The sequence below is a fragment of the Bacillota bacterium genome (assembly GCA_013178415.1).
Classification (GTDB): domain Bacteria; phylum Bacillota; class SHA-98; order Ch115; family Ch115; genus Ch115.
The window spans coordinates 49,657-73,217 of record JABLXA010000015.1; the positions used below are offsets into that span (position 1 = coordinate 49,657).

At 51.4% G+C, this 23,561-nt stretch carries 23 protein-coding genes and 2 tRNA genes; 14 read left to right on the forward strand and 11 right to left on the reverse strand.

The annotated features are described in order from the left end of the window. Positions 1 to 12: 12 nt before the first annotated feature. Positions 13 to 279 carry a zinc ribbon domain-containing protein gene (locus tag HPY52_12015; protein NPV80978.1) on the reverse strand — a complete coding sequence of 89 codons (267 nt, stop codon included), beginning with the start codon at positions 277 to 279 and terminating at the stop codon, positions 13 to 15. A 245-nt stretch (positions 280 to 524) separates the two neighbouring features. Between HPY52_12015 and HPY52_12020 the strand changes: the two genes are divergently transcribed. Continuing rightward, complete coding sequence (locus HPY52_12020; protein ID NPV80979.1) at positions 525 to 1,028, forward strand: DedA family protein; 504 nt, start codon at positions 525 to 527, stop codon at positions 1,026 to 1,028. Positions 1,029 to 1,049: 21 nt separating this feature from the next. Here the strand turns inward: HPY52_12020 and HPY52_12025 are convergent, their stop codons facing one another. The 5 genes from HPY52_12025 to HPY52_12045 all read right to left on the reverse strand — a co-directional run bounded on the left by HPY52_12025 (position 1,050) and on the right by HPY52_12045 (position 5,708). Beyond that, a complete protein-coding gene (locus HPY52_12025; GenBank protein NPV80980.1) occupies positions 1,050 to 1,757 on the reverse strand; it encodes an ABC transporter ATP-binding protein in 708 nt (235 codons plus the stop codon). After that, positions 1,750 to 2,526 carry an ABC transporter ATP-binding protein gene (locus tag HPY52_12030; GenBank protein NPV80981.1) on the reverse strand — a complete coding sequence of 259 codons (777 nt, stop codon included), beginning with the start codon at positions 2,524 to 2,526 and terminating at the stop codon, positions 1,750 to 1,752. The genes HPY52_12025 and HPY52_12030 overlap by 8 nt, the downstream gene beginning before the upstream one ends. Beyond that, a complete protein-coding gene (locus HPY52_12035; GenBank protein ID NPV80982.1) occupies positions 2,507 to 3,586 on the reverse strand; it encodes a branched-chain amino acid ABC transporter permease in 1,080 nt (359 codons plus the stop codon). The genes HPY52_12030 and HPY52_12035 overlap by 20 nt, the downstream gene beginning before the upstream one ends. Next, positions 3,587 to 4,480: a branched-chain amino acid ABC transporter permease gene (locus tag HPY52_12040; GenBank protein ID NPV80983.1), complete on the reverse strand. Its 894-nt coding sequence runs from the start codon at positions 4,478 to 4,480 to the stop codon at positions 3,587 to 3,589. A gap of 106 nt (positions 4,481 to 4,586) precedes the next feature. Continuing rightward, positions 4,587 to 5,708, reverse strand: coding sequence for an ABC transporter substrate-binding protein (locus HPY52_12045; GenBank protein ID NPV80984.1), 1,122 nt, complete (start codon positions 5,706 to 5,708; stop codon positions 4,587 to 4,589). Between the two features lie 367 nt (positions 5,709 to 6,075). Here HPY52_12045 and HPY52_12050 point away from each other — a divergent pair, with 367 nt between their 5' ends. The 11 genes from HPY52_12050 to HPY52_12100 all read left to right on the forward strand — a co-directional run bounded on the left by HPY52_12050 (position 6,076) and on the right by HPY52_12100 (position 16,012). Continuing rightward, a complete protein-coding gene (locus HPY52_12050; GenBank protein NPV80985.1) occupies positions 6,076 to 6,684 on the forward strand; it encodes a glycerol-3-phosphate acyltransferase in 609 nt (202 codons plus the stop codon). A 117-nt stretch (positions 6,685 to 6,801) separates the two neighbouring features. Then, the gene (locus HPY52_12055; protein NPV80986.1) at positions 6,802 to 8,493 is read left to right on the forward strand and encodes an AMIN domain-containing protein; all 1,692 of its coding nucleotides are present in this window, start codon (positions 6,802 to 6,804) and stop codon (positions 8,491 to 8,493) included. Positions 8,494 to 8,592: 99 nt separating this feature from the next. Next, entirely contained in the window at positions 8,593 to 9,426 is an 834-nt protein-coding gene (locus tag HPY52_12060; protein ID NPV80987.1) for a glutamate racemase, read from the forward strand. Continuing rightward, on the forward strand, positions 9,419 to 10,192 hold the full coding sequence (rph, locus tag HPY52_12065) for a ribonuclease PH (GenBank protein NPV80988.1): 774 nt from the start codon (positions 9,419 to 9,421) through the stop codon (positions 10,190 to 10,192). The genes HPY52_12060 and rph overlap by 8 nt, the downstream gene beginning before the upstream one ends. Beyond that, positions 10,146 to 10,820 carry an XTP/dITP diphosphatase gene (locus HPY52_12070; protein NPV80989.1) on the forward strand — a complete coding sequence of 225 codons (675 nt, stop codon included), beginning with the start codon at positions 10,146 to 10,148 and terminating at the stop codon, positions 10,818 to 10,820. Before rph ends, HPY52_12070 begins: the two co-directional genes overlap by 47 nt. Continuing rightward, positions 10,811 to 10,889: transfer RNA gene (locus HPY52_12075), tRNA-Pro, on the forward strand. Before HPY52_12070 ends, HPY52_12075 begins: the two co-directional genes overlap by 10 nt. Before the next feature lie 42 nt (positions 10,890 to 10,931). Then, entirely contained in the window at positions 10,932 to 12,452 is a 1,521-nt protein-coding gene (locus tag HPY52_12080) for an L-lactate permease (GenBank protein ID NPV80990.1), read from the forward strand. A 149-nt stretch (positions 12,453 to 12,601) separates the two neighbouring features. Continuing rightward, complete coding sequence (locus HPY52_12085) at positions 12,602 to 13,249, forward strand: accessory gene regulator B family protein (protein ID NPV80991.1); 648 nt, start codon at positions 12,602 to 12,604, stop codon at positions 13,247 to 13,249. Between the two features lies 1 nt (position 13,250). After that, positions 13,251 to 13,373 carry a cyclic lactone autoinducer peptide gene (locus tag HPY52_12090; GenBank protein NPV80992.1) on the forward strand — a complete coding sequence of 41 codons (123 nt, stop codon included), beginning with the start codon at positions 13,251 to 13,253 and terminating at the stop codon, positions 13,371 to 13,373. Positions 13,374 to 13,442: 69 nt separating this feature from the next. Beyond that, entirely contained in the window at positions 13,443 to 13,931 is a 489-nt protein-coding gene (locus tag HPY52_12095; protein NPV80993.1) for a hypothetical protein, read from the forward strand. Further along, a complete protein-coding gene (locus HPY52_12100) occupies positions 13,928 to 16,012 on the forward strand; it encodes a PAS domain S-box protein (protein ID NPV80994.1) in 2,085 nt (694 codons plus the stop codon). Before HPY52_12095 ends, HPY52_12100 begins: the two co-directional genes overlap by 4 nt. An 82-nt stretch (positions 16,013 to 16,094) precedes the next feature. Here the strand turns inward: HPY52_12100 and HPY52_12105 are convergent, their stop codons facing one another. The 5 genes from HPY52_12105 to HPY52_12125 all read right to left on the reverse strand — a co-directional run bounded on the left by HPY52_12105 (position 16,095) and on the right by HPY52_12125 (position 22,418). Then, complete coding sequence (locus HPY52_12105) at positions 16,095 to 17,507, reverse strand: hypothetical protein (protein NPV80995.1); 1,413 nt, start codon at positions 17,505 to 17,507, stop codon at positions 16,095 to 16,097. 374 nt (positions 17,508 to 17,881) lie between these two features. Next, a complete protein-coding gene (locus HPY52_12110; GenBank protein ID NPV80996.1) occupies positions 17,882 to 19,543 on the reverse strand; it encodes an AarF/ABC1/UbiB kinase family protein in 1,662 nt (553 codons plus the stop codon). Between the two features lie 22 nt (positions 19,544 to 19,565). Then, entirely contained in the window at positions 19,566 to 19,841 is a 276-nt protein-coding gene (locus tag HPY52_12115; protein NPV80997.1) for a polyhydroxyalkanoate synthesis regulator, read from the reverse strand. Positions 19,842 to 20,163: 322 nt separating this feature from the next. After that, on the reverse strand, positions 20,164 to 21,531 hold the full coding sequence (locus HPY52_12120; GenBank protein NPV80998.1) for a radical SAM protein: 1,368 nt from the start codon (positions 21,529 to 21,531) through the stop codon (positions 20,164 to 20,166). Between the two features lie 170 nt (positions 21,532 to 21,701). After that, entirely contained in the window at positions 21,702 to 22,418 is a 717-nt protein-coding gene (locus tag HPY52_12125; GenBank protein ID NPV80999.1) for a hypothetical protein, read from the reverse strand. 397 nt (positions 22,419 to 22,815) lie between these two features. On the opposite strand from HPY52_12125, the gene HPY52_12130 reads away from it, so the two are divergent. Together HPY52_12130 and HPY52_12135 are read left to right on the forward strand one after the other, a co-directional pair. Beyond that, a tRNA-Arg gene (locus HPY52_12130) sits at positions 22,816 to 22,891 on the forward strand. Positions 22,892 to 23,062: 171 nt separating this feature from the next. After that, positions 23,063 to 23,455: a hypothetical protein gene (locus HPY52_12135; GenBank protein ID NPV81000.1), complete on the forward strand. Its 393-nt coding sequence runs from the start codon at positions 23,063 to 23,065 to the stop codon at positions 23,453 to 23,455. Positions 23,456 to 23,561: the final 106 nt, after the last annotated feature.

Consider the following 23,561-nt stretch of genomic DNA (forward strand, 5'->3'; position numbering starts at 1 on the left):
GAGCGGCATTTTTTAATGCGCCGCCGAACTAGTGGCACTCTCAGACTTGCTAGAATAGCTGCTTGAGCCATTATCCTGCTTTTCCTTTTCCTTATACTCCTTGCTGCGATGATCTGTGGTGTAAAACCCGGAGCCTTTGAATATAATCCCGATATTGGAGGAAATCAAACGCTTTACCGGTCCTCCGCACTTCGGACAGCTCTTGAGGGGTTCATCACTCATCTTTTGAAACTCCTCAAATCGCCCGCATTTCTCGCATTTATACTCATAAGTGGGCATGTTGTATCGCCTCCCAAGAATTTATAAGAAACTGCTCAAACTCTATTTCGATATGCCGGCAATTTGAAGTCTGGCAGGCCCGGGGTATGGCCTCGGCAGATGGCCTGATAGCCTAGGTAGCCAGTATGAGAATGCTCGAAAAATAATATAGAAAAGAAGGCTCATCCTGTCAAGTACATAGAAAGCCAGTATTAGAACCCCCGGGCACTGGATAGAATCATACTAGAACCCGGGGGTGTCCTGCATTGTCTGACCTTGCGCGAACTCTTTATGACACAGTCATACGCTATGGTTACCTGGCGCTTTTCGTCGCTACTCTCCTGGAAGGCACGGGCCTTCCAGGGCCCATTCAAATTGCACTTTTTGCGTCTGGCTATTTGATCATAAGGGGCGATATGGATCCGGCGGCCGCGATCATGGTTGCGGCAATGGGAAATGTGTCAGGCAATGCCATAGGATATCTCCTGGGGGCGAGTGGCGGTAGGGCCTTTGTGCGGAGATGGGGGAGATACTTGAGAATAACAGAGAACCACCTGGAATGGATCGACAGGTGGTTCTGCCGCTATGGCAGTCTGACAGCCTTCATTGCTCGCATCTTCGGCATCATCAGGACTCCCGTCATAATAGGCGCCGGGGTGGCCAGGATGCCCATCGGGCCTTTCCTCCTGTTTTCCGGCATCGGCGATCTCATATGGGCCACCTTCTGGATCTATGCCAGCATGCTGCTGGGCGGGAGACTTCTCGGATGAGCTGATCTCCCCTCGAATGAGCTATTGTTCACCCAAATACGCGGCCCTTACAGAATCATTTTCCAGAAGTTCCTGGCCGGTCCCCTTGATGGGGATAGTCCCTGTTTCTATTACGTAGGCGTAGTCCGCCAGTTTAAGTGCCGCTTTGGCATTTTGCTCCACCAAGAGTATTGTCTTGCCCTGATCGTGGATTTGCTTCAGTATCTCAAAGACTTCCTGAACCAATAAGGGCGCAAGTCCCAAAGAAGGCTCATCAAGTGCCAACACTGTGGGGGAAGACATAAGGGCCCTGCCAATGGCGAGCATCTGCTGCTCTCCTCCAGAGAGGGTGCCTCCTTTCTGCTTCCTCCTTTCCTTGAGGCGAGGGAACAGGGAGAATACCCATTCAAGGTCTTCTGCTACGGCCTTGCGATCCTTCCTCTGATACGCTCCCATCATAAGGTTCTCGAGCACGCTGAGATTACGAAAGATTCGCCTTCCCTCTGGCACCAGCGCGATCCCCTTGTTCACTATCTTTTGAGCCGGTTCTCCGGTAATGTCTTCGCCATGAAGCTTGATCGCGCCGCTCTTAGGGCGAACGAGACCGGATATCGTCTTCAACATGGTAGTCTTGCCAGCCCCATTGGCGCCGATCAATGTCACCACCGAACCTGCTGGCACCCGTATGGAGACGCCTTTTAAGGCGTGAATTCCTCCGTAATATACATGGAGATCAGAAAGTTCAAGCATATGCGTTGGCCTCCTCTCCTAAATATGCCTGAATAACTCTGGCGTTGCTTTGGATTTCACTAGGAGACCCTTCGGCAATAGATATACCGTAATCAATCACCCGTATCCTCTCGCAAATGCCCATTACAACTTTCATATCATGCTCGATGAGTAAAATGGTAAGGCCAAACTCATCTTTGATTTCCCTGATGAAATCCATGAGTTGGAGAGTCTCTGCAGGGTTCATTCCTGCTGCCGGTTCATCGAGGAGCAATAACTTCGGTGATGTGGCCAGAGCCCTTGCTATTTCAAGGCGCCTTTGCTGCCCGTAAGGTAGATTGCCCGCCCGTTCGCGGGCGAGATGGTCCAGGCCAATCCGCCTGAGGAGTTCCATTGCATGATCCCTCATGTTTGTCTCCTCGCGAAGATACCGCGGCGAACGTAAAATAGCTTCAAAGAATGACGACCTGATATGAGGGTGATACGAAACAAGCACGTTATCGATCACCGGGAGGCCGCCAAAAAGCCTCACATTTTGGAAAGTCCGCGCGATTCCGAGGGTAGTTATAATATGAGGTGGAAGTCCTGTTATATCCTTTCCCTCGAAGAATATCCTGCCGCTGGTCGGCGGGAATTGGCCGGTTATGGCGTTGAAGACAGTCGTCTTACCTGCCCCGTTGGGGCCGATGAGGCCTACAAGCTCCCCTTCTTTAATGGACATCTGCAAGTCGTTTACTGCTATGAGCCCCCCAAACCTTACGGTTACATGGTCAAGCTCTAGCTTGCTCATGTTTCCCCCTCCTTCCCCGGAGGTTCTGAACAAAGGAAATCAGGCCATCCCATGACAGCTCTTCCTGACCGAAAAGCCCACGCCTGTAGAATAGCATTGCCAAAATCAGCATGACGGAGAAGACTATCATTCGCATTCCTGTGATTCCGGGGATATGGATCGGTCCAATGTTCATGGGGGCCTCCACGCTCCGGAGAATTTCCTGCAAGAAAGCGAAGATTATGGCCGTGATGGTAGATCCCGTCACACTGCCGAGCCCTCCCAGGACGATGATGATAAGGAGATTGAACGTCATCGTAAACATGAATAGACTCGGCGAAACCGTGGTTATCAGGGTGACAAGCAGGCCGCCTGACACTCCTGCAAAAAAGGCACTTACGCAGAAAGCCAGCATCTTCACGCGGAAGACATCTATTCCCATGGCCTCGGCTGCAATCTCGTCTTCTCGTATGGCTTTCATCGCGCGGCCATAGGAAGAATTTACTAGATTCCGCATGATGATCACCGTCGCCACGGCCCATCCGGCTGTCCAGGGTAATGTTGAATATTCAGGAATGCCCTTTATGCCCAGCGCTCCATTGGTCAATGATATGGCATTATTAGCTAAGACGATCACTATCTCCCCAAAGCCAAATGTGGCGATAGCGAGGTAATCGCCCCGCAACCTCAGGCATGGTGTGCCGATTATCAAAGCGCCGATTACTGCAATGAGGCCGGCGGCTATTAGCGATAACATAAACATAGAAGGCGGGAGCGAAAATGCGCTAAACGGCCACATGAGTGGCTGCAGGAAGTAGACCATCTCTTTCTGGGGTAGGGGCAACATCAATAGGGCTACCATGAATCCGCCCAATGCCATGAATGCATTAGGGCCCAATGAGAATTGTCCTGTCACGCCATTTATCAGGTTGTAGCTTACAGCAGCCACCACATAAATAGCAGCCGTATTCAAGACCCTGAGGAAATATGGGTTTAGATGCCCCTGCGCCCACCATACGAATAGGGCTATGCATATAATCAATGCCGTATTAAGCGCGATATCACGATTTCTCACAGGCACCTACACCTTCTCTTTTAGGGATTCCCCCAGAAGACCCGTAGGTCTAAACAGGAGGAAAGCTATCAGGATCACAAAGATAAAGGCATCTCTATAGCCGGAAAGCCATGGCAGAAATGCAACGACCATGATCTCAGCGATCCCTATGACAAGCCCCCCGATCATAGCCCCCGTGATATTGCCTATGCCGCCCACGACTGCCGCGGTAAAGGCTTTCCAGCCAGGCAATATGCCCATCAAAGGATTGATCTGGGGGAACTTAAATGCCCACATAATGCCGCCTGCTGCTGCCAGGGCTGACCCGATGGCGAATGTGAACGAGATGACCTGATCTACATTCACCCCCATCAATCTGGCTGTATCAATGTCGGTAGATACGGCACGCATGGCGGTCCCGATCTTCGTTCGATATACGATGAACATCAAAGCGCCAAGGATGAGAATAGTCAAAATTGGAACCCAGACAGACACCCCGATGATATGTGCACCGGCGATGCTATACACCTTCCCCATTATTTCAGGCCTCGGGAATCCCTTAGGCCTCGCGCCCAGCACGACTATGCCCCCGTTTTCGATGAGAAAGGAGACACCAACTGCGGTAATCAATGCCGATATCCTTGGGGCGTTCCTAAGAGGCCTGTATGCAACTCTATCTATGCTGACGCCCACCAGGGCAGTCAAGAGTATAGTCAGGGCTATGCCGAGCCACCATGGCAACATGTAGATTCCCACAAGATAATAAGCAAAATATGTAGCAAGCATAAAGACGTCCCCGTGGGCGAAGTTTATCAGCCTTAGAATTCCATATACCATGGTATAACCGATCGCAATGAGGCCGTAAAGACCGCCCAGAGAGATCCCATTCAGAAGTTGTTGAACAAATATTGATAAGGTCATAGCATGAGCTTCCTTCATGGTACTGTTTTAGATATTTGATAAAAGAGGCCAGACCGCTCTCCCGGCGTGAATCCCGCGCGGTTTCAGCGTCTGGCTCTCCTCCGACTTACGGATTGACTGTGTCGAGATACTGGAAGTCGCCGTTATGGACCTTCCGTATGACTGCGGGTTTGATGACATCGCCTTTCTCAATGGTTATACGTCCTGTCACAACATCAAGACCCTTGGTAGCCTCGATGGCATCGCGAATCTTCTTGGGATCGGTAGAGCCGGCCCGTTTGATGGCGTCCAGTAAGATCAGATACGCATCCGCGGCCAGCGCGCCAAAGGCATTAGGTGCTTTGCCGTACTTTTCCTTGTATTTCGCGATATACTTCTTGCCTATATCAGTCATCGCAGCTTTCTCATGCCAGTGTGCTGTATGCATGAGTCCCTCGACAGCTGAACCGCCGATTTGAATCAATTCAGGTGCATCAGCGCCATCACCTGACAGAACGGGCTGCGTGATGCCGAGGTCGCGAGCCTGTCTGACGGCCAGGGCGATTTCCGTATAATAGTTGGGCATATAGATGATATCGGGGTTCAGAGTCTTGATCTGTGTGAGCTGCGCAGAGAAATCCTGATCTCCTTGCCTTATGTAAAGAGTTGTCAGGATCTTACCGCCCAGGCGAGTGAATTCTTTCTCGAAATATTTTCCAAGGGCGACACAGTAGTCATTAGACACATCAGACAATATAGCCGCTGAACGTGCCTTAAGTTTATCGTGAGCGAATTTCGCCGCGATCGTTCCCTGGAAAGGATCAATGAAGCATGCCCTGAAGACGTATTGCTTACCCTGGGTCGTCAGAGGATTAGTTGTGCTTGGCCCAATTATGGGGATCTTATACTTTTCCGCGATTGGACCCGCTGCCAGCATGTTGCCGCTGATCATAGGCCCTATGATCGCAACGACCTTATCCTTTTCGATGAGCCGGCTCGTGGCATTAGCAGCCTCGACCCTATCGGTCTTGTTATCGACGCAAATGAACCCTATGGGTCTTCCAAGCACTTCGGGCTTGACCAACTCCTGGATGACTTCTATGCCTTCCCAGCCCATTTGTCCATATGAGGCCGTTCCCCCGGTCATCTCCAGGTTGCAGCCGATCTTGATAGGTTGGGCTCCGAGAGCGGGTAGCGCAAGTGAAAGCAATATCACAAGCGCGACAACAAGGTTAAGAACTCTTCTCACTTCTAGTTCCTCCTCTTATCTTGTGTCGCCAAGATTTGATGGTTGTCAAATTGAGGGAAGTACGGAAAAACATGAAAACATAGCAACTGCGGTAAATGGTCTTGCTTCTTTGTCGCCCACCACCCCCTGATCATCATGGAAGGATCGATGAAGAATCTATAAGCTTGGAAGCTTGAATTAAATGAAATTATACTATAGTCCCGCCAGGAAGGTCAATACAAATTCTGGAACGAATTTGGCAATTGTATGGCTTTGGCTGCACAGAGAGAGGGATTGAACTATTTGTTACGGTTTGGATAGGAGGATCAAGCCGAGTTTGAGAAGAAAGTATATTATAGATAGAATAAATAATTGGAGGCGGCTAAAGATGAAGACCATCTATTTGGCCATCATAAGCTACTTCCTGGGGTCAATTCCGTCGGCTTACATCTTCGGGCGGCTCTTTAAAGGCATTGACATAAGACGCGTGGGAACCGGCAATGTAGGGACAGTGAATACAATAAGGCAGGTCGGAGTTATCCCGGGTCTTTTGACCGGCATATGTGATGCCGCCAAAGGCACATTTGCGGTATTTATCGCGAGAGTTATGTCGTCAGATTTTCCACAGGCTGCTCTTCTTGCCCTCTTGTTTGCGATGATAGGCCATAACTGGTCTATCTGGCTTAGATTTCAAGGAGGTGGCGGACTCGCCACTTGCATTGGAGGCTTGGCTTTCATCGCGGTTACTCCCATGTTGATCGTAGGGATCCTCTGGTTCACGGCGTTTGTGCTGACGCGCCACAAATATGCAAGTTCTTTATTTGCATGCATGTCGCTGCCAGTTATGTTAGGGATTGCTGATAGCTCCTGGACAAGTTTCGGTTACGGGGCGAGCCTCGGCCTGACCATGGGTATAAAGCAGGCCATTGCCTGGATCAAGTATGGAGTCAAAAAGGGGATAGAAGGGGCGGAAAAGGGATTTGGAGCACAGGTCTAGTCCGGCGCCCCAATAGTTCATGTTATTTGCCCCCGATTTTTGGCATGCGGAAGGAAATTGTAGAACAAAGTCGAAGCCTGTAAGGGGTAGGAGAAATTCTAGGAGGCTTCTGACCCCATGTACAGGCGAGTCCTAAGCATAAATGGCAAATCGTGGCATGCCAGGTTAATTGTTCTATCGACTATACTGATAGCTGTCTTTATTCCCTTGACAAAGGCGCATGCTGCAGGCGGCAGTGGCGAAAAATGCCGTATCATGTCGGTATCCTTTCAACATGTCGAGGGGCGTGGACAAGCTGTTATCGAAGCATCCGGTCCCCTGAGCTACAAGAGCTTTTCCCTGTCGAATCCGGATAGACTGGTTTTGGATCTTGATAAATGTCAGTTGGGCCAGCCGGGCATGATTCCAAAGAGCATCCCGGTGGCCGATGGGATCGTGAAAAGCCTGAGGATTGCGCAATTTACGCCTCAAGCCGTAAGGATAGTATTTGACCTGGAGAGCTCAGCAGGCTACCAGATCCAGCCCGCAGGTGAACATGGCGAAAGACTTCATGTGATCTTCAACCGCAGGCTTACCGGAATCAGATGGGATGGATCCGATGGGCGCCAAAGGGTGACGATAGAGGGAGACGGGCAGCTAGAATACAAAACGACAGTTCTCGCAGGGCCTGATCGGATTGCATTAGATTTTCCGGATACCACTCTGATCGGGATAGATAAGGTCATCCCTGACGATCAGACAATAATCAAGCAAATAAGAGCCGGGCAGAATTCACCAGGGGTTGCCCGTGTCGTGATTGACCTTCAAAAGGATACCAGGTTCAGGGTATATTCATCAGAGGATGAACCAGGTAAAGTCGTCGTAGATTTTGGCTTCCGGCTGGTGGGCGTTACCGCTATGCGATTGGATGATTTCACTCAGGTTCGGGTGAAGTATACTGGGAGAGCGCCAAGCAATGTCGAGTACCTCCCTTCACCACATCGCCTGATCATGGATTTCGATGACACTGTGGTGGACATGCCTTCCAGGAAGATGACAGTGGAAGATGGGGTCATCAATAGAATAGATGTTGAAGAATTAGATCAGATGAAGGCCAGGGTGACTCTCTATCTGCCTTATTATCTGGCTCATTCCATTCGTTATGCAGAGGATACTGAGGAAATCGTCCTGGATATGATGAAATCATTTTGCTGGAATAAAAAGATCGTCGTCGACCCCGGTCACGGGGGCGAGGATCCTGGCGCCATTGGCCTGACTGGGCTAAGAGAAAAGGATGTAAATCTTGATATAGCGCTCAGGCTCGCGAAGCTGCTGGAAAAGGCGGGAGCAGTCTCCTTACTGACTCGGGATGCGGATATCAACGTTCTTCTCACCGATAGGGCCCGTTTGGCCAACGGGAGTGGAGCAGATGTTTTTTTGAGCATTCATGCCAATTCGTTTTTAAACCCGGAGCCAAATGGTACCGAGACATTCTACATGGATAATGTCCCTGGCAGCAGTGATCTCGCAAACTGTGTGCACCAGAGGCTTGTGGCGGCCCTTAAGCTCAAAGATCGAAACGTAAAGAAGAGAGACCTCTTTGTACTCCGCACGGTCACCATGCCTTCGTGCCTTGTAGAGGTTGCCTTTGCGTCAAATGTCGAGGAAGAAGTGCTGATGATGAGCCCGGAATTTAGGGGGAAGGCGGCTCTCGCTATATTCAATGGGCTTCAGGATTTCTTCAGGAATCGTCTCCAGACCTCGAGCCGCCGAGATCCGGCCCAGCCTGGAACTGAACAGAGCCCAAAAGAGTGCACAAGCGCTCAATGATACGCCTTTTGGTATCTTTGCTGCTATGATAGAATATATTGTACGTTGTATTAGAACATCAGCCATGATATTTGCTTTCTCGAGGTCGGAGGAATTCTATTGGAAAATGCGCCAATAGGCGTTTATGATTCTGGTGTCGGTGGGCTCACGGTAGTGCGCGAAATACAGCGTTTGATGCCAAATGAGGATATAGCATATCTAGGGGATACCGCGAGGGTACCCTATGGTGACCGGACGCCAGCAGAAATCCGCCAATTTGCATGTGAGATCACAGACTTTTTGCTCTCCAAAGGGGTTAAACTAATTGTTGTGGCGTGCAATACTTCTTCTGCTTTAGCGCTGGGCTTTCTCAGAGGCCGATATGCCCTGCCTTTTATCGGCATGATTGAACCTGGGGCGGAGGCCGCAGGGGCTGCTACCTCTTCCGGCAGGATCGGTGTCATTGGTACTCAAGGCACCATCAAGAGCGGCGCCTATAGTGTTGCGATTCGCGGCAAGATTCCAGATGCCGCGATTTTTGAGCAGGCATGTCCCTTGTTGGTCCCCCTTGTGGAGGCTGGGAAAGCTGAGAGCGCTGAGGCGTTCGAAGCTTTGATGGGATACTTGAAATCCATGAAGCAGGGCAACATAGATACACTGGTGCTTGGCTGCACTCATTATCCGTTTCTTTCAAAAAGCATTGCGAGGATAATGGGACCAGGGGTCACACTGGTAGATCCGGCCGAGGCCGTGGCACGCAAGGTTCATGATACTCTCCGGGATTTGCAGTTGTTGAACCCCAACAAAGAGAGGACGGGTGCTTTTACGATCTACTCTACAGGCGATCCGGTGAGCTTTTCTAGGGTGGCGTCTTCTCTACTTGGTGTGGATCGTCATAAAATCACGGTAACGAGGATTTCTTTAGAGAAAGGGCGAGCGGCTGCTGATGACTAGGATTGACGGAAGGCGACCTGATGAAATGAGACCCGTCAGTATCACCAGGGGGTATTTAAAATTTGCGGAGGGCTCTGCCCTTATTGAACTTGGTGAAACAAAGGTGATCTGCTCTGCGAGCATTGATGAACATGTGCCGCCATTTCTGAGGGGGACGGGGCAAGGATGGGTGACAGCCGAATATGGGATGCTCCCACGATCTACCCTGGAAAGGACTCAAAGAGAAGCATCAAAGGGCCGGATCGGGGGTCGAACTCATGAGATTCAGCGCTTGATAGGGCGCGCGCTGCGCTCGGTAGTGGATCTCAAGGTTATCGGGGAACGAACCATTTGGATCGATTGTGATGTTATCCAGGCGGATGGAGGAACAAGAACTGCTTCTATAACGGGCTCTTTCATCGCGCTGATCGATGCATTAGTCAGACTTGAGGATAACCTCAGGGCCGATGGTCAGGATTCACCTTTTGGAGATGGCTTCCCGGTCAGTAATTTCGTTGCGGCCACTTCCGTTGGCATCGTTGATGGGTGTCATATCCTGGATCTCAGATATGATGAAGACTCTAGAGCGCAGGTGGACATGAATCTTGTGATGACCGAGGATAATCGGCTAGTTGAGATCCAGGGAACAGCTGAGGGGGAGCCGTTTACCCGATCGGATCTGGATGAGTTGCTGAGGCTCGGCAGGAGCGGCATTGAGCAACTCATCGCGATCCAGCGGGATGTTCTGGGGGAGGTGGCCAGGAGGATTGGAGTCAAAGCTACATGATGACAGGTGTCTCGTACTGGCTACGCGCAATAAGGGGAAAGCCGATGAGATCCGCGTCATTTTAAATCTTCCGGGACTCAAATTATCATTGGCTTCTGATTTCCCGGGGGCCCCAGAGGTGGAAGAAAAGGCTTCCACATATGCAGAGAACGCCGCAGCAAAGGCAAGGACTCTTGCCGCCTATTCGGGACATTACAGCCTGGCGGATGATTCGGGGCTGGAGGTTGATCTATTGGGAGGGCAGCCCGGCGTATTTTCCGCGCGGTTTTCAGGAGTGCACCGTGATGATCAGGAGAACATCAGGAAGCTGTTGAGGCTTCTCGATGGCGTTCCTTTCCATGAAAGGACCGCGCGATTCCGATGTGTTGTGGCTCTCGCGGGTCCCGGTGGAGAACTTGTGGTGAAAGAAGGGACCTGTGAGGGAATAATAACTGAATCGCCTCGCGGTTCATCCGGGTTCGGTTATGATCCGGTGTTTTTGGTGCCTGAATTCGGAAAGACTTTTGCAGAACTCGGACCAGGAATCAAAAACAAGATAAGCCATCGCGCTAGGGCTCTAAATGCAATTCGATTTGACATTATGGCCGCCTTGGGTTACAATATCCATTGCATGAATAGCGGGGCGTAGCGCAGCTTGGCTTAGCGCGCCTGCCTTGGGCGCAGGAGGTCGGAGGTTCAAATCCTCTCGCCCCGACCATTTCCCACTAAGGTCCGGCTATGGATCGGGAGATTTGATATTGTGAATTGCGTCAGCACTTTGGCCCTCGTGTTATCCTCGCTCCTTCCTATTCTCTGGTTAGCCTGCGCGCTCATAACTCGAGTCGTGAAGATTCCTATCGCCTGTTTGATTTCTCTCTTTTTTGCCTCATTTGGCGGTCTCGTCATCTGGCATATGCCGATTTCCATTTTCTTCTGGTCGGTGCTGGACGGAGTGGCCTTTGCCATATGGCCTATACTATGGGCGGTATTTTCAGCACTCTTTGCCTACCAGGTGACATGTGTAACCGGAGCGATAGATGGAATCAAGGAGAGCCTGGCCCGTATATCAGATGATCGCGCCATCCAGGCCATAGCCCTGGCCTTTTGCTTCGGGGCCTTGCTGGAAGGTGTGGCCGGATTCGGCACCTCTGTGGTAATTCCTGCCGCTCTGTTAGTTTCAATGGGCTTTGCGCCTTATAGCGCCGCGCTGACGTCTCTACTGGCAAACACCGTCCCGGTAGTCTATGCCGCCGTAGGAATACCCATTATCGCCCTCGGGAGAGTTACCGGACTTTCCGTCGCGTCTTTGACCCGTTCTATCGCAATTCAGCTCCTTCCGATCGCGATAGTGGTCCCTGTTGTCATTGCACTGGTGCTGAAAACACCGCCTGTCCGTCTCGGCCCTGCGGTGGGCGCAGGCCTCGTATTCGGACTCACTCAGACCCTTGTTGCATGGCACATAGGGCCAGAGCTCCCGGCCATCCTTGCCCCCCTCGTCACCTTGGTTTTCTTGATAATATATACGAGACTGGCGGAGCCAAAACTCCCATATCAGCCCCGGCTGTCATCAGCTGGCAGTCTGAAATTTCTTGGTTGCTGGGCTCCCTATATACTCCTTGTGATTCTTGTCCTTGTTACGCGCCTTGTCCCAGACCTACGCGGGATTCTCACCAGCAAGCCATTCTTATGGGTTTTTCCCGAAAAGGCTATTGGGAAGACGATAACCCTCGACATTCTCTATACCCCCGGTAGCCTTATATTTTTGTCAACCATTCTTGGCGGACTCTTCATTGGCGCGCGGCTTTACAGTTTCAAGAAGGCCTTCGCAAATGCAGCAGTCCAGGTTGTCCCTACCATAATGCTCACAATTTCCATGGTCACCATGGCGAATGTCATGTCATCTGCCGGCATGACCAGCTTCCTGGCAAGACAGCTCGCCAGCTCCTTGGGAAACTGGTTCCCCCTTCTTTCTCCTGCTGTAGGGGCTCTTGGGACATTTCTCGCCGGGAGCGATACAGCCTCAAACGTGCTTTTTGGCAACCTACAGGTCAGCACCGCGGGCAGCATAGGAGCCTCCACGATATGGCTGGCAGCCGCGAATGCTACCGGCGCGACTGGCGGGAAGCTCCTCTCGTTGCAAAATCTCACCCTTGCAGCCTCAGGCATAGGGAGGCCCGGGGAGGAGGCCACCCTCCTCAGGCGCACAGTGTTCTACTGCCTCGCATATTTGATATTCCTTGGTTTGATTGTCTATATTGGATCTATGGGCATTTCCGGCTGAATGCTGGGTGATTTACCCCGAAGATGGACGCTATCATTTCACTCTTCTGATGGTGCCGCCGAGACAGAATGAAGATGTGCGTTCTTTTTTGGTCTGAGCAAATAAGGTCTTGAAGGAAATAATTGCTGTATGTCGAATTTGATGTAATCATGGAGAAGCTGATCAGGCACATTGTTTCGGCACTTGACAAGAATCTTTCGCTGACCCAGGACCAGCGGGAAGTCACGGAATACGCATTATATAACATTTTCTTGACAACCGGGATTTTGTTGGCAGTAACAGCGGGCGGTATGCTGCTCGGGGCTTTGCCAGAGGCAACGGCGGCACTTGTGACCGGCTCGGTATTTCGTTGGAGCACCGGTGGAGTTCATTGCTCTACACCCTATCGGTGTATGCTGGTCTCCGCTACTTTACCGCTAATCGTGGCGCTTATCTCCAGAAAAGCAGGTACTCTCTTCCTCGCCGATCCTGGATCTATGGCTCTTCTGCCCGGGATTATCCTATTTGTATTATCTGGTGTCATCATTTACGTATATGCTCCAGCAGAGACTGAGAATAAGCGCATCTCGCCCCGGCAGCGACCGAAATTACGCTTCTGGGCTTATGTTACCCTGATGATATGGGCAGCGGCTATGGTACTTTTTTATCGGCAGGGGAAATTGACACTGGTCGTCGCAAGCTGCCTGGGTATCATATGGCAGATGCTGAGTGTGGCGCCGGCCGGCCATCGCATGTTTACCAGAATTGAGGCGGTTTTCGACTATCTTGAAAGGTCAACTCGAAGGGGGGGTAATTGACATGAAAAAGCTGATCCTCAGCGCCATAGTGGCCAGCCTGGCAGTCATCGCTTCTGCTTCCGTGGCGGGGGCGTGCTGGCTGTGGGGGTACCAACCAAAGACTCCCGCATGTCTGGAGAAGTAATCTGAGTTACATAGCTTTATGGGGTTCTAAGGCCGGCCCAGTGCCATTTGTTCTCGGGAGTGTTGTAAAATGAGTAATAAGTTGCTAGTTTGGATACTGTTTGCGGTCCCAGACGGTCTGATGATGGTTATAGCAGGGTTGGGACTCTTAGGCATAAGAAGACCATTTAGAAAAATGATGCTGGTAGGATTTTTAGTGGGGACAGCGACCATGGTTTTTCGATCATGGCTACCATGGGGCTACCACGTGCCCATAGTTTTGTTTTTTTATTGCATTCTGATGGTCTTGCTGCTTGATGTATCGATAAAGACATCCATATTAGCTTGTTTCATTGCTTCCGTACTTGTCAACCTAGGCCAACTATTAGTTGCGCTTCCAATCCTTAAGGCTACAGGATTGATGTTTGAGAAAACACTGTCTAATACTTGGCTCCATATAGGATACGGCTGGCTCGGTGAGAGCATAATCTTCTTATGCAGCATATTTGTCATGGTACGGAGGAGTGTACTGATTCCGGTCCCGGAATCAGAATATCCGCGAGGTGCTAATAATTCGTGAAGGATAAGATCAAAGGTCTTAATGAGGTCCCTTCCGAGTTTATAGTGATAATTGGGATCCTGACATGTGCCCTATTCCTGGGGAATGCCATGATCTTTCGCTTCCGTTTTGCATCTTTGATGGGGAACATAACTGACGATTCGCTATTCTATGCTATCTTCTTATGTGTCTTGATCGCCTGTTCACTCCTCATGATAATGATGCGCGGCCGGATGCTCGAGGAGCTGCGGGCTAACTACGAGAAGTTGATGTTGAGCAGGATGTATGAAGAGCGGTTTCGCCTGATCATCGATAACGCTCCCATAGGGATGGCCGTAGTGACGCCTGATGATGAGATCCTCCATGTGAATCAGGTATTATGCGATATGCTCGGCTATACGCCCGAAGAATTGCTCGGTCGCAAATTCGGTGATCTCTCTTATCCCGGCGATGCAGGATCTGATCTCGAGCTACGTGAGAAGCTTCTCAGGGGAGAGATCCCGCGCTATCAACTCGGTAAACTTTATCCTCGCAAGGATGGCGTTGCGATCGAGGCGATGCTAAGTGTATCTCTCGTGAAAGACGAACAAGAGAATCCGAATCTTTTCATTGCTCAGATAGAGGATGTCACGGAGCGAAACAGGGCAAGAAAGGCTCTGTTTGAGGAGAAAGAGCGCCTGGCCGTGACTTTGCATTCGATTCATGATGGGGTAATCGTCACTGATATTGATGCTAGAGTGATTTTGATGAATAAGGTTGCTGAGGATTTGACCGGTTGGACCGAAAGTGACGCTGTTGGTAAGCCTCTCAGCAAGATCCTCCGGACCATAGATATTGAGACGCAGGCAGAATGTAAAAGCGCTGTCGAAAGGGCGCTGGAGATCGGCGAGCCGGTTAAATCAAGCGGGCATATGGCCATTGTCGCCCTGGATGGAACAGAGAGGGTCATCGAAGATAGCGCGGCGCCGGTTCACGATAGGGGCAAAAACATCATTGGCGCGATCTTAGTATTTCGTGACATCACCGAGCGCAAGCTCGCGGAAGAACAGATAAAATATCTGAGTTATCATGATAAGCTGACAGATTTATATAATCGCGCTTATTTTGAAGAGCAGCTGGAACGCCTTGATGAAGAAAGCCGGTTGCCGCTTAGTCTCATAATGGGAGATGTCAATGGGCTCAAGTTGGTCAATGACTTATTTGGGCATCAGGAAGGGGACAGGTTGTTGCGCAGCATCGCCAAGATCCTCATGGACTGCTGCCGGGATGAAGATATTGTTTCCCGATGGGGCGGGGATGAATTCGCGATAATATTGCCTGGGACTACTGAAAGGGCGGCCATGGAGATTTGCGAGCGGATAAGGCAATCACTGGCCAGCACAAGCGGGGATTTAGTGCAGCCCAGTATCGCTCTGGGGTATGCCACCAAAGAGGAAGCGGGGCAGGAGATCAGGCAAGTCCTCAAGGAAGCCGAGGACAGGATGTACAGAAACAAGCTGGTTGAAGGCAAGAGCGCCCGTAGCGCCATCATCTCATCTCTACAAAGGACACTGGGCGAGAGGACCCACGAAACCGAGGAACATGCGAGGCGGTTGCAGGATCTTGCCCTCCGGATGGGACAGGCCCTGGGACTATCCAGCAATCAAATGGATGAACTCGCCCTTTTAGCTGTATTGCATGACATAGGCAAGATCGGAATTCCGGACGATATTCTCATAAAGCCGGGAAGCCTGTCGAAAGAGGAATGGGTCACGATGAAGAAACATGCGGAAATAGGCTACCGCATAGCCCAGACCTCATATGAGCTGGCCCACGTCGCTGACGCTATTCTGGCGCACCACGAATGGTGGGATGGCACAGGCTATCCTCAGGGCCTCAAGGGTAACGAAATTCCCCTTACATCCCGCATAATAGCGATTATCGATGCCTATGACGTCATGACCCACGGGCGCCCGTACAGGGAAACTATTAGCCCGCACGCAGCTCTGATGGAACTCAAGAGATGCGCAGGCAGCCAATTTGACCCGGCGCTGGTTGAGGTATTCATCAACATGGTGTTAGGTTTGCGATCCGAGCCCGTATCCTTTTCCGTAAATCAATGAGGACCGAAATTCCTGGCAACATATGATGCCGGCCGGAGCTGGCATTCAGGCCAGAGTGGCTGTACCATATAGCTGATGATGGCTAGTTTTGCGAACGCGCAATACGACATGGCTTCGGGCGCTTTGCCGCCGCAGGAGCCATAATAGCATCTATCATGCCGTGTATGAGTTTTTTGTCCGGAGGACAAATTGTCGCTAGTACACCGCCCAGGCGGGCTTTGTCGCCGCTGACGAAGTAGTAGGGGCAAAGCCTTGCCCGACCAGCCATCGTGGTGACCTGGTCATTTTTGAGGTCATAAAACTGTGCTGCCACCTTTCGGGCCTTGTGGAATCTTTGCAGGACGTGTGGAGTCTTGTAGAAGTGACCAAGGGCAATTTCTAAGCTTTCATTCCATTCCTTAGATGAAAGATCATGGCCGACTTTTACGCCATGACTACCCCAAGCGAGTTCCGAAAAGCCCGAGGGCTTTATCACTAATTCCCTTTCCCGTTGGGTGCATCGGCCCAATTGCCGGAAATCTGTCACTGGGAGTCCGCCTACCTCGAGGCCGGGAATGACGGCATGCGGGGGCACCGGACGGGGATCTAAGATCCACGTCTCGGGGAAGAGCCCCTTCAACATGGAATAAGTCTCTTCGCCAAGTTCCTTGCGCCAGAAGCCTGCGAGCGCGAGATGGTGTAAAAGGGCAAAAAGCAGTTTCTCCTCTAGATAGCTTTTAATAGGAGGTGTGATGACTACTTTTTGCTTGCGCACGGCATAGAGGAGCAGGTCTATTTTGGGGATGTTCTTGAGGTCAAATAGCTCAAAGAAGCGATAGATGATGTCGATTTTTACCTGGTTCGAGCTTCCATGGCCTAGGAAGAGCCCTTCCTCGGTAAAACCTATCTCCTCCGGCCGCGCCGCAAATGCTTCAAATCCGGCATCACGCAGCGACTTCGCGAACCAGACCATCTCGTTCCAATAACTACTGGATTCACGGGATACAACTATGACCAGCACTGGTGATTCTATTTGCGGAACGAGTCCCCTCATTGCCTGGGCAAACTCACGAGTGATTCCGTCTCCACCGCCTGGCAGCCTGAACCCGAGCTTCTCATAACATCTGGATAGGGCATCCAAGATCCCGAACCCGCCTGGAACAGAATCAAGTTCAGTCGCAATGGCGCCATCTTCCGTCAAGAATATGTCCGGACGTATTATCAAGGGGAGGTCATTTCTGAAACGGCTCATTCTTCCATAATCGATGACTAATTCAGGCTTGCCGAGTTCGAGATATTCGTGTACCCAGTCCGGTTCCCTGCCGCGAACGCTTTCAAAATAGAGCTTGTTCGCCGCCCGATAGAAGGCCAATAAACGATCCCCAAGGATCTCGAAGAAATCTAGAGTATCTTGGGAGATCCAGAATGGCTCCGGAGAAATGAGCCAAGGACCGTTTTGACTCTCGCGCATTTCATTCTGAAGCGCTCCATCATTCCCCCAGAGATTGGCATTCATTATTGATTCGCTAATAAAAGAGCAATTCTTCACAAGTTCTGGAGAATCTTGTACCTCTTGCTGCTGGCAACAGCAACCCATGTTCTGACCCGTCCCTTCCGAGGGTTTATATAGGGCGTCACCTTACCTATCAGTTTACCCTAATATCGCCGGACTCTCAAGGGATCAATTGGCCCCCAGGATGTCACCCGACTCGCAAGATATCAATGAGTTTCCAACATGCCATCGAATTCTCGAGGTATCGCCGGATTCTCGATACTTCTTCAACCTCGAGCGCCCGTGGCTCCTTCTTTTGCCGTTTTGGGACAACTACTGCGTCTGCTACATTCGGTGAATATAGCCCTGGAGAATGGCTTCAAGAACGCGCTGATCGCCTAGAACCTGCCCGAGCGGATGACAGATACAAGAAGCCAGATGCCAAATACCAGCGCGGTAACGAACCCAACTTCAGCCAGAGGCACGCGCCAGAGCAATACGGGAGGGCCGGTACTCACGACAAGCGCTGTGCCGACTATGATGCTTGCCAGCACAATGCCGAGAACCAGGCGATTCACAAGGGCACCGATCCGCCAAAGATGACGGTCCATGTTATCAATTTCCAATTTGCCCTTCAACTGGCCCTCTACAGCGAGGTCGAGTAACTTGTCGAACTGCTTCGGGAGCGTCGACAGGAAGCCCAAGTATTCTCCGGCAACCTCAGTCATGCGTTGCGCAAGGTGGCCCGGTCTCATCCTCTCGCGCATAAGGCGTCTTGCAAATGGCTCAGCCGCCTCCGCGAGATTGAACGCGGGCTCCACCCGGCGCACAGTTCCCTCGACGGTTGCGAGAGCCTTTATCACCAGGGAAAAATCCGCTCTTATTCTGATATGGTGTTTGAAGGCAACATCAAACACCTCCCTTGTGAGGTCGGCCATGCTGATCTGTTCAAGGGGGACGCCGTAGTATCTCTGTAGAACAAGGTCTATATCCCGCGTGAGAGCTCTCATGTTGATTTCGGATGACGCGACTCCGAGCCTCAGCAGCACTGCCGCGACGCGAGGCGCAGACCTCGCGGTGACGCCCAGGAGGAAGTTTCCGAATTCGACCTTCAGCTCGTCGGTTACGTGGCCCACCATGCCAAAATCAAGGAGCCCAACCTGCCCCTGCGGGGTTATGACAACATTTCCAGGATGGAGATCCGCATGGAAAAACCCGTGCACCAGTATTTGCTCAAGGATCGTATTCGCCAGGATCCACGCCACGGCAGACCTGTTGATCCCCAAGAGGTCAACCTTATCTGTTTCGGTTAGCTTGGTGCCGCGAATTCGTTCCATGGTGAGGACGCGTCTCGTGGTGTATTCCCAGTAGACACGAGGTATCACAACGCGCGGGTCTGCTCTCAAGTCGCCCGCAAGGCGGTCCGCGTTCCTTGCCTCCGCCGTATAGTCGAGTTCCTGCAATAAGACGCTTGCCAGCTCGTCAACGGTGTTGACGAGGTCATAGACCTTCCCGAGCATTGTCCGGCGCGCTGCAACGGCCGCTATTTCTCTGAGGATCTCAAGGTCAGTGCGGACAACCTTCTCAATGCCCGGCCGTTGAATCTTGACTACCACTTCCTCCCCTGACTTCAGAACCGCATTATGGACTTGCCCCAGCGAGGCGGCCGCGACAGGCTCAGGTTCGAATGCCGCAAAGACTTCCTTGGGAGAACCGCCAAGCTCATCGACGATCGCCGACTCCACTTCGGGCAAGGGGAATGGCGGGGCCTGGTCTTGCAACTTCTCCAGTTCGGAGGCGAGCTCAGGCGGGACGACGTCCGGCCTCGTGCTCAGGATCTGGCCAATCTTGATGAAAGTAGGACCGAGCTCTTCCAGCGCCTTGCGCAGACGTTCCCACCTGGGCATCCGGTATAAGCCGGGGCGCGCCAGGTCGCTTTTACGCCTCCATCTCGGGATTCCCCTGGCCTGTCCCAGCATGTCAGCGAGGAAACTGAATCCATACCTCGTTGCTACGCGCACTATCTGTCGGTAGCGCACGATATGGGCGTAGCTTCGCAAGATATCCATGGAATGTCACAGGCTACTGGCGAAGCCGCATCTCGAGTTCTTCCAGGTCTTTCTTGGTAGCAAGCCCGAGTTCGCCGACGATCTTCTCAACCTCGTCGCGAACCGCCTCTCTCAGGCGGGCACGCCCCTCTTCGCCTTTCTTGGTTAGCTCCGACACAAGCCTGTCAGCCTCGCTCCGGCCCATCTCGCCTCGCTTCACGCATTCGTCCATTGCCTTTTGGATCTTTTCTCTCGTCAGAAGAACGGCCCCCAGGCCGAAGTCGATGATCTTGTTTACCGTGTCAATCATATTGGTCCCCCCACAATATTATTCCCGGCACCGGTCGAGATACTTTCGCGGTGCCCGCCGCTCTAGTTTCACCTGCTATTCTATAAATGATACTAGGTTGCCACTGCCCCATGCAGCTTTGGGGCCTCATGGCGCCATCTGACGCTGTTACCTGCCGCAACACACATCGCGGCCGACTATTTCCGCACCTTGCAGTAGAGTGCATATGGATGCGCGAGCGCGTTCGCAGTTGCACGCTTAGCGTATTCCTGGACACTGCTACATATTCGAGGAGTCCGCCAGTGACGCACCAGGCGGGGTCCCTGTGCGGAAACGTCGTCTTTCATTTGTTCGCCGCCGCCGTGGCTTTTTCCCTTGCTTGTGGGTATTCGGTCTGCCACGCGACGTCCGCGATCTTGCCATAAGCCTCGGCGTACTCGTCAAGCTGGCCGGCAAGAACCGTGGTCACACACTCCGCTCCCTCATGGGTAGGATGAGCGCCACACAAAGAAACAACCTCTCGCAGTATATGCGGATTGTCAATGATCATGCACGGCCTAAGATGGTTTTCGTTGAACGGCATGCGCTTCTTGATCTCCAAGAAGAACGGCGACTTTAGCACTTCCTTGAGGGTCGTATTTCTGATGTTGTCGACTGCGAAGTGCACGAACACGCAGGGTTCGATATCTCCATGGGCATTTATATGCAGGTAGGAACGGCCTCCGGCTATGCAACCACCCACCAGTGGGCCGTCATTCCAAAAGTCCGCCACGAAAATTGGCCTCGTGGCCCGGAAATGGAGGACTCTTTCGCGCATATGGTTCCGTTGCTCCGGGGTGCACATAAGGCTCATATCGGCATCCTTGCCTACAGGGACGAAGGTGAAAAACCATCCATACAGTGCTCCCTTATCAATGAGCATGTCTATAAATTCGTCACTGCCCACCACATCAGTGTTGTTACGTGTATATGTAGCGGAAAATCCAAAGACAGCCCCGGCCTCGCGGAGGTTATCCATGGCCTCCATTACTTTCTTGAACGTGCCGGGCCCTCGGCGCGCATCGGTCTCCTTCTCAAACCCTTCAACACTTATTGCCGGTGATATGTTCCCAAGTTCCGTGATTCTCTTCGCCATGTCTTTGTCGATCATGGTCCCGTTCGTATACACCATAAAAACCACATCATCGTGCTTCTCCCAGAGGTCAAGAAGATCCCTGCGGACGAACGGTTCTCCGCCGGAGATGACTATGAAATGAATGCCCATCTCCTTCGCCTCGTTTACCACCCTGTCGAGAAGCTCAAATTCGAGCTCGGGCTGTTTTGTGTACATTCCCGCATAACACCCTGTGCAGCGAAGATTGCACCTCATTGTCGGGCTCATGACAATGAGTGACGGCACATGCAGCCCCGTTCTCTTCTCATACCTTTCGCGCTCCTGGAATCCAAGATAGATCTCGTTCACAAAGAGATCAACGATGCCCTTTGTGCGGAAATTGGGGTTCATCTGTTTGAGAGCGCGCACGGCATATCTCGTCCATACATGATCCTTATCCTCAAAGGCCTTCCGTGCTATCCTGACCTGTTCCTTGTGCACCTGTGTCGGGGCGATCGTCTCTATTATGCGTGCCAGCGTGACAAGGTTACGCTCAGGATTCTTGGCAAGAAGCGCTAGCGTCTGGTCAACTACCTGGCTTGCCAGGTACTTCTTCATGAGGTCATAGGTCTTCACTAAATATCCTCCTCCTATACATTATACATTGATCATAGAAAGCCAGCCCATTCCTTGAATATAGGATATACCGTCTCTATAATAGCGATCATCCCAAAAGACCCAAAAATGGTACATAGCAGACCCGCACGCGGGACGTCACATACTGCACATCACACACTCTGCGACATAGTGTCTTTTACGAAATCATACAAAATACTACGGTCTTCATCACTAATGCGACCAATATAATGATGATATTTCTCGATGCATGAAGCAAGCATGGTGGATATATCGAGAGACTTCCTACTTTTTGTTAATAAGACCCCTAAAACACCCCCCGATAGCAGGGTAAGCCCGATAACCGGCTCACCTGCCGAAGATACGATGCTAGCAATCACCCTGAAACCCTCTGTCCCAAGAAACTTCGCGCATGCCAGCAACAGGACGATAGTATATGCGCAATACGTGAATGGCTTCTCTACGCCGCGAAGCCGATCTACAAGCGGCCCTAACGCCCTTAGATTCCCCTGCGACTCAAGCTGACCGATTATATCTGCAAGCATTGCGCGAAGGTCTATTGAATCCGTCATTATGTCAATAGCAGACAAGGATCCGCCAGAGTGGAGGGATGCCTGCCGTGTCGATTCCTTCTCTTCCACAGGCGCAAAGACAACTCGTGAGCGCCCGTTCGACTCCGCTCCGCAATTCAATACATACTCAAACCTAGCAAGTCCGCTCGCCACAAGTTTTTTGAGCATATCGTAAGCCGTCCACTTACTCACGCCGAGCCCCTTCGCTACCTCCTCATAATGGACGGGCTCGTGCTTGCTTCTATAAAGCCTATTGAGTTCCCTGAGGAAATCCTTGCTTCTCTCCGTAATCCCCATAACATCACCATCCATCTCCATTATACCCAAAAGACCAAAAAAGGCAATAGGGTAGCCCAAAAGCCTATATCACAAAGAAAGTTCCCACCGATCACCAGCAAGTCCTTATTGAGATACTCCACGGCATGAGTGCTGAGGTGGTTGTGCATTCCTACCACAATAGAAGCTCGCGTGGCATCATGGTACTGCTTAAGGTACGGGCATTCTCTCCGGATGTCAGACCAACATTTAGGATCTCTATTGTGGAAAGAATCCATGACATACTTGGACTCGGAGGGTAAACAGGTTCATTAGTCAGTTGCTCATGATGGCTGGAGATCGTACTAGAATATCCAGCTAAGGTAATCTCGCCCATTGACGAAGGGCCCGGACCTGCGTAAAATAAGGATTGTAGTGTGCGCCTGTAGCTCAGGGGATAGAGCAACTGACTTCTAATCAGTGGGCCGCAGGTTCGATTCCTGCCAGGCGCACCAGTATTTAACAAGCCGTCAAAATCAGTCAGTTGCGCCGCTTCGCGGGCGGCGGGGGCCCTACCCCGCCGGGCTATCCCAAAAGGCAATCAGTTGTTCAGTTTAAAGAACATCTGATAAGGGAGAAAGAACCGCTGATTCGCATGTTCCGGCCCCTCGACAGGAGGGGTAATTGTGGCGAAAACAGTGATGCGGGGCAGGATCAGCGAGAGTGCCTCAGCAGGCCATGGCCAGGCAAGAATCCAGGATAGGATAAGTTCCAACCAAAGCAAGATCGTCGATTCTTGGGAAAAGATCTTGTCAGATTTCCTTATGATGAAGCAGGCGCAGGGATTGAGGGAGCGTACCTTACGAGACTTACGAGACTATAGAAACAATCTCACTCTGTTTTTCAAGAAATTTCCTGATACATTTGAAAGCGAAGAAAAGCTGCTGTCTTCTGTGTACCAATACATGGCGCAGAAACTCAAACCCGCAAGTTACAACCTTTACCTGATATACCTCAAGGCATATTTCAATTACTGCGTCAAGCGAGGCGTTATATGGGGGTGCACGACATTTTTATGAAAGGGATTGACGGCCTTCTTTTTTATGGTAATCTGAATGTATAAATACATACAGAGGGGGTTGCTGTAAAATGTCCTTAGATATGGAGCGTTTGGAAGCAGAGCGG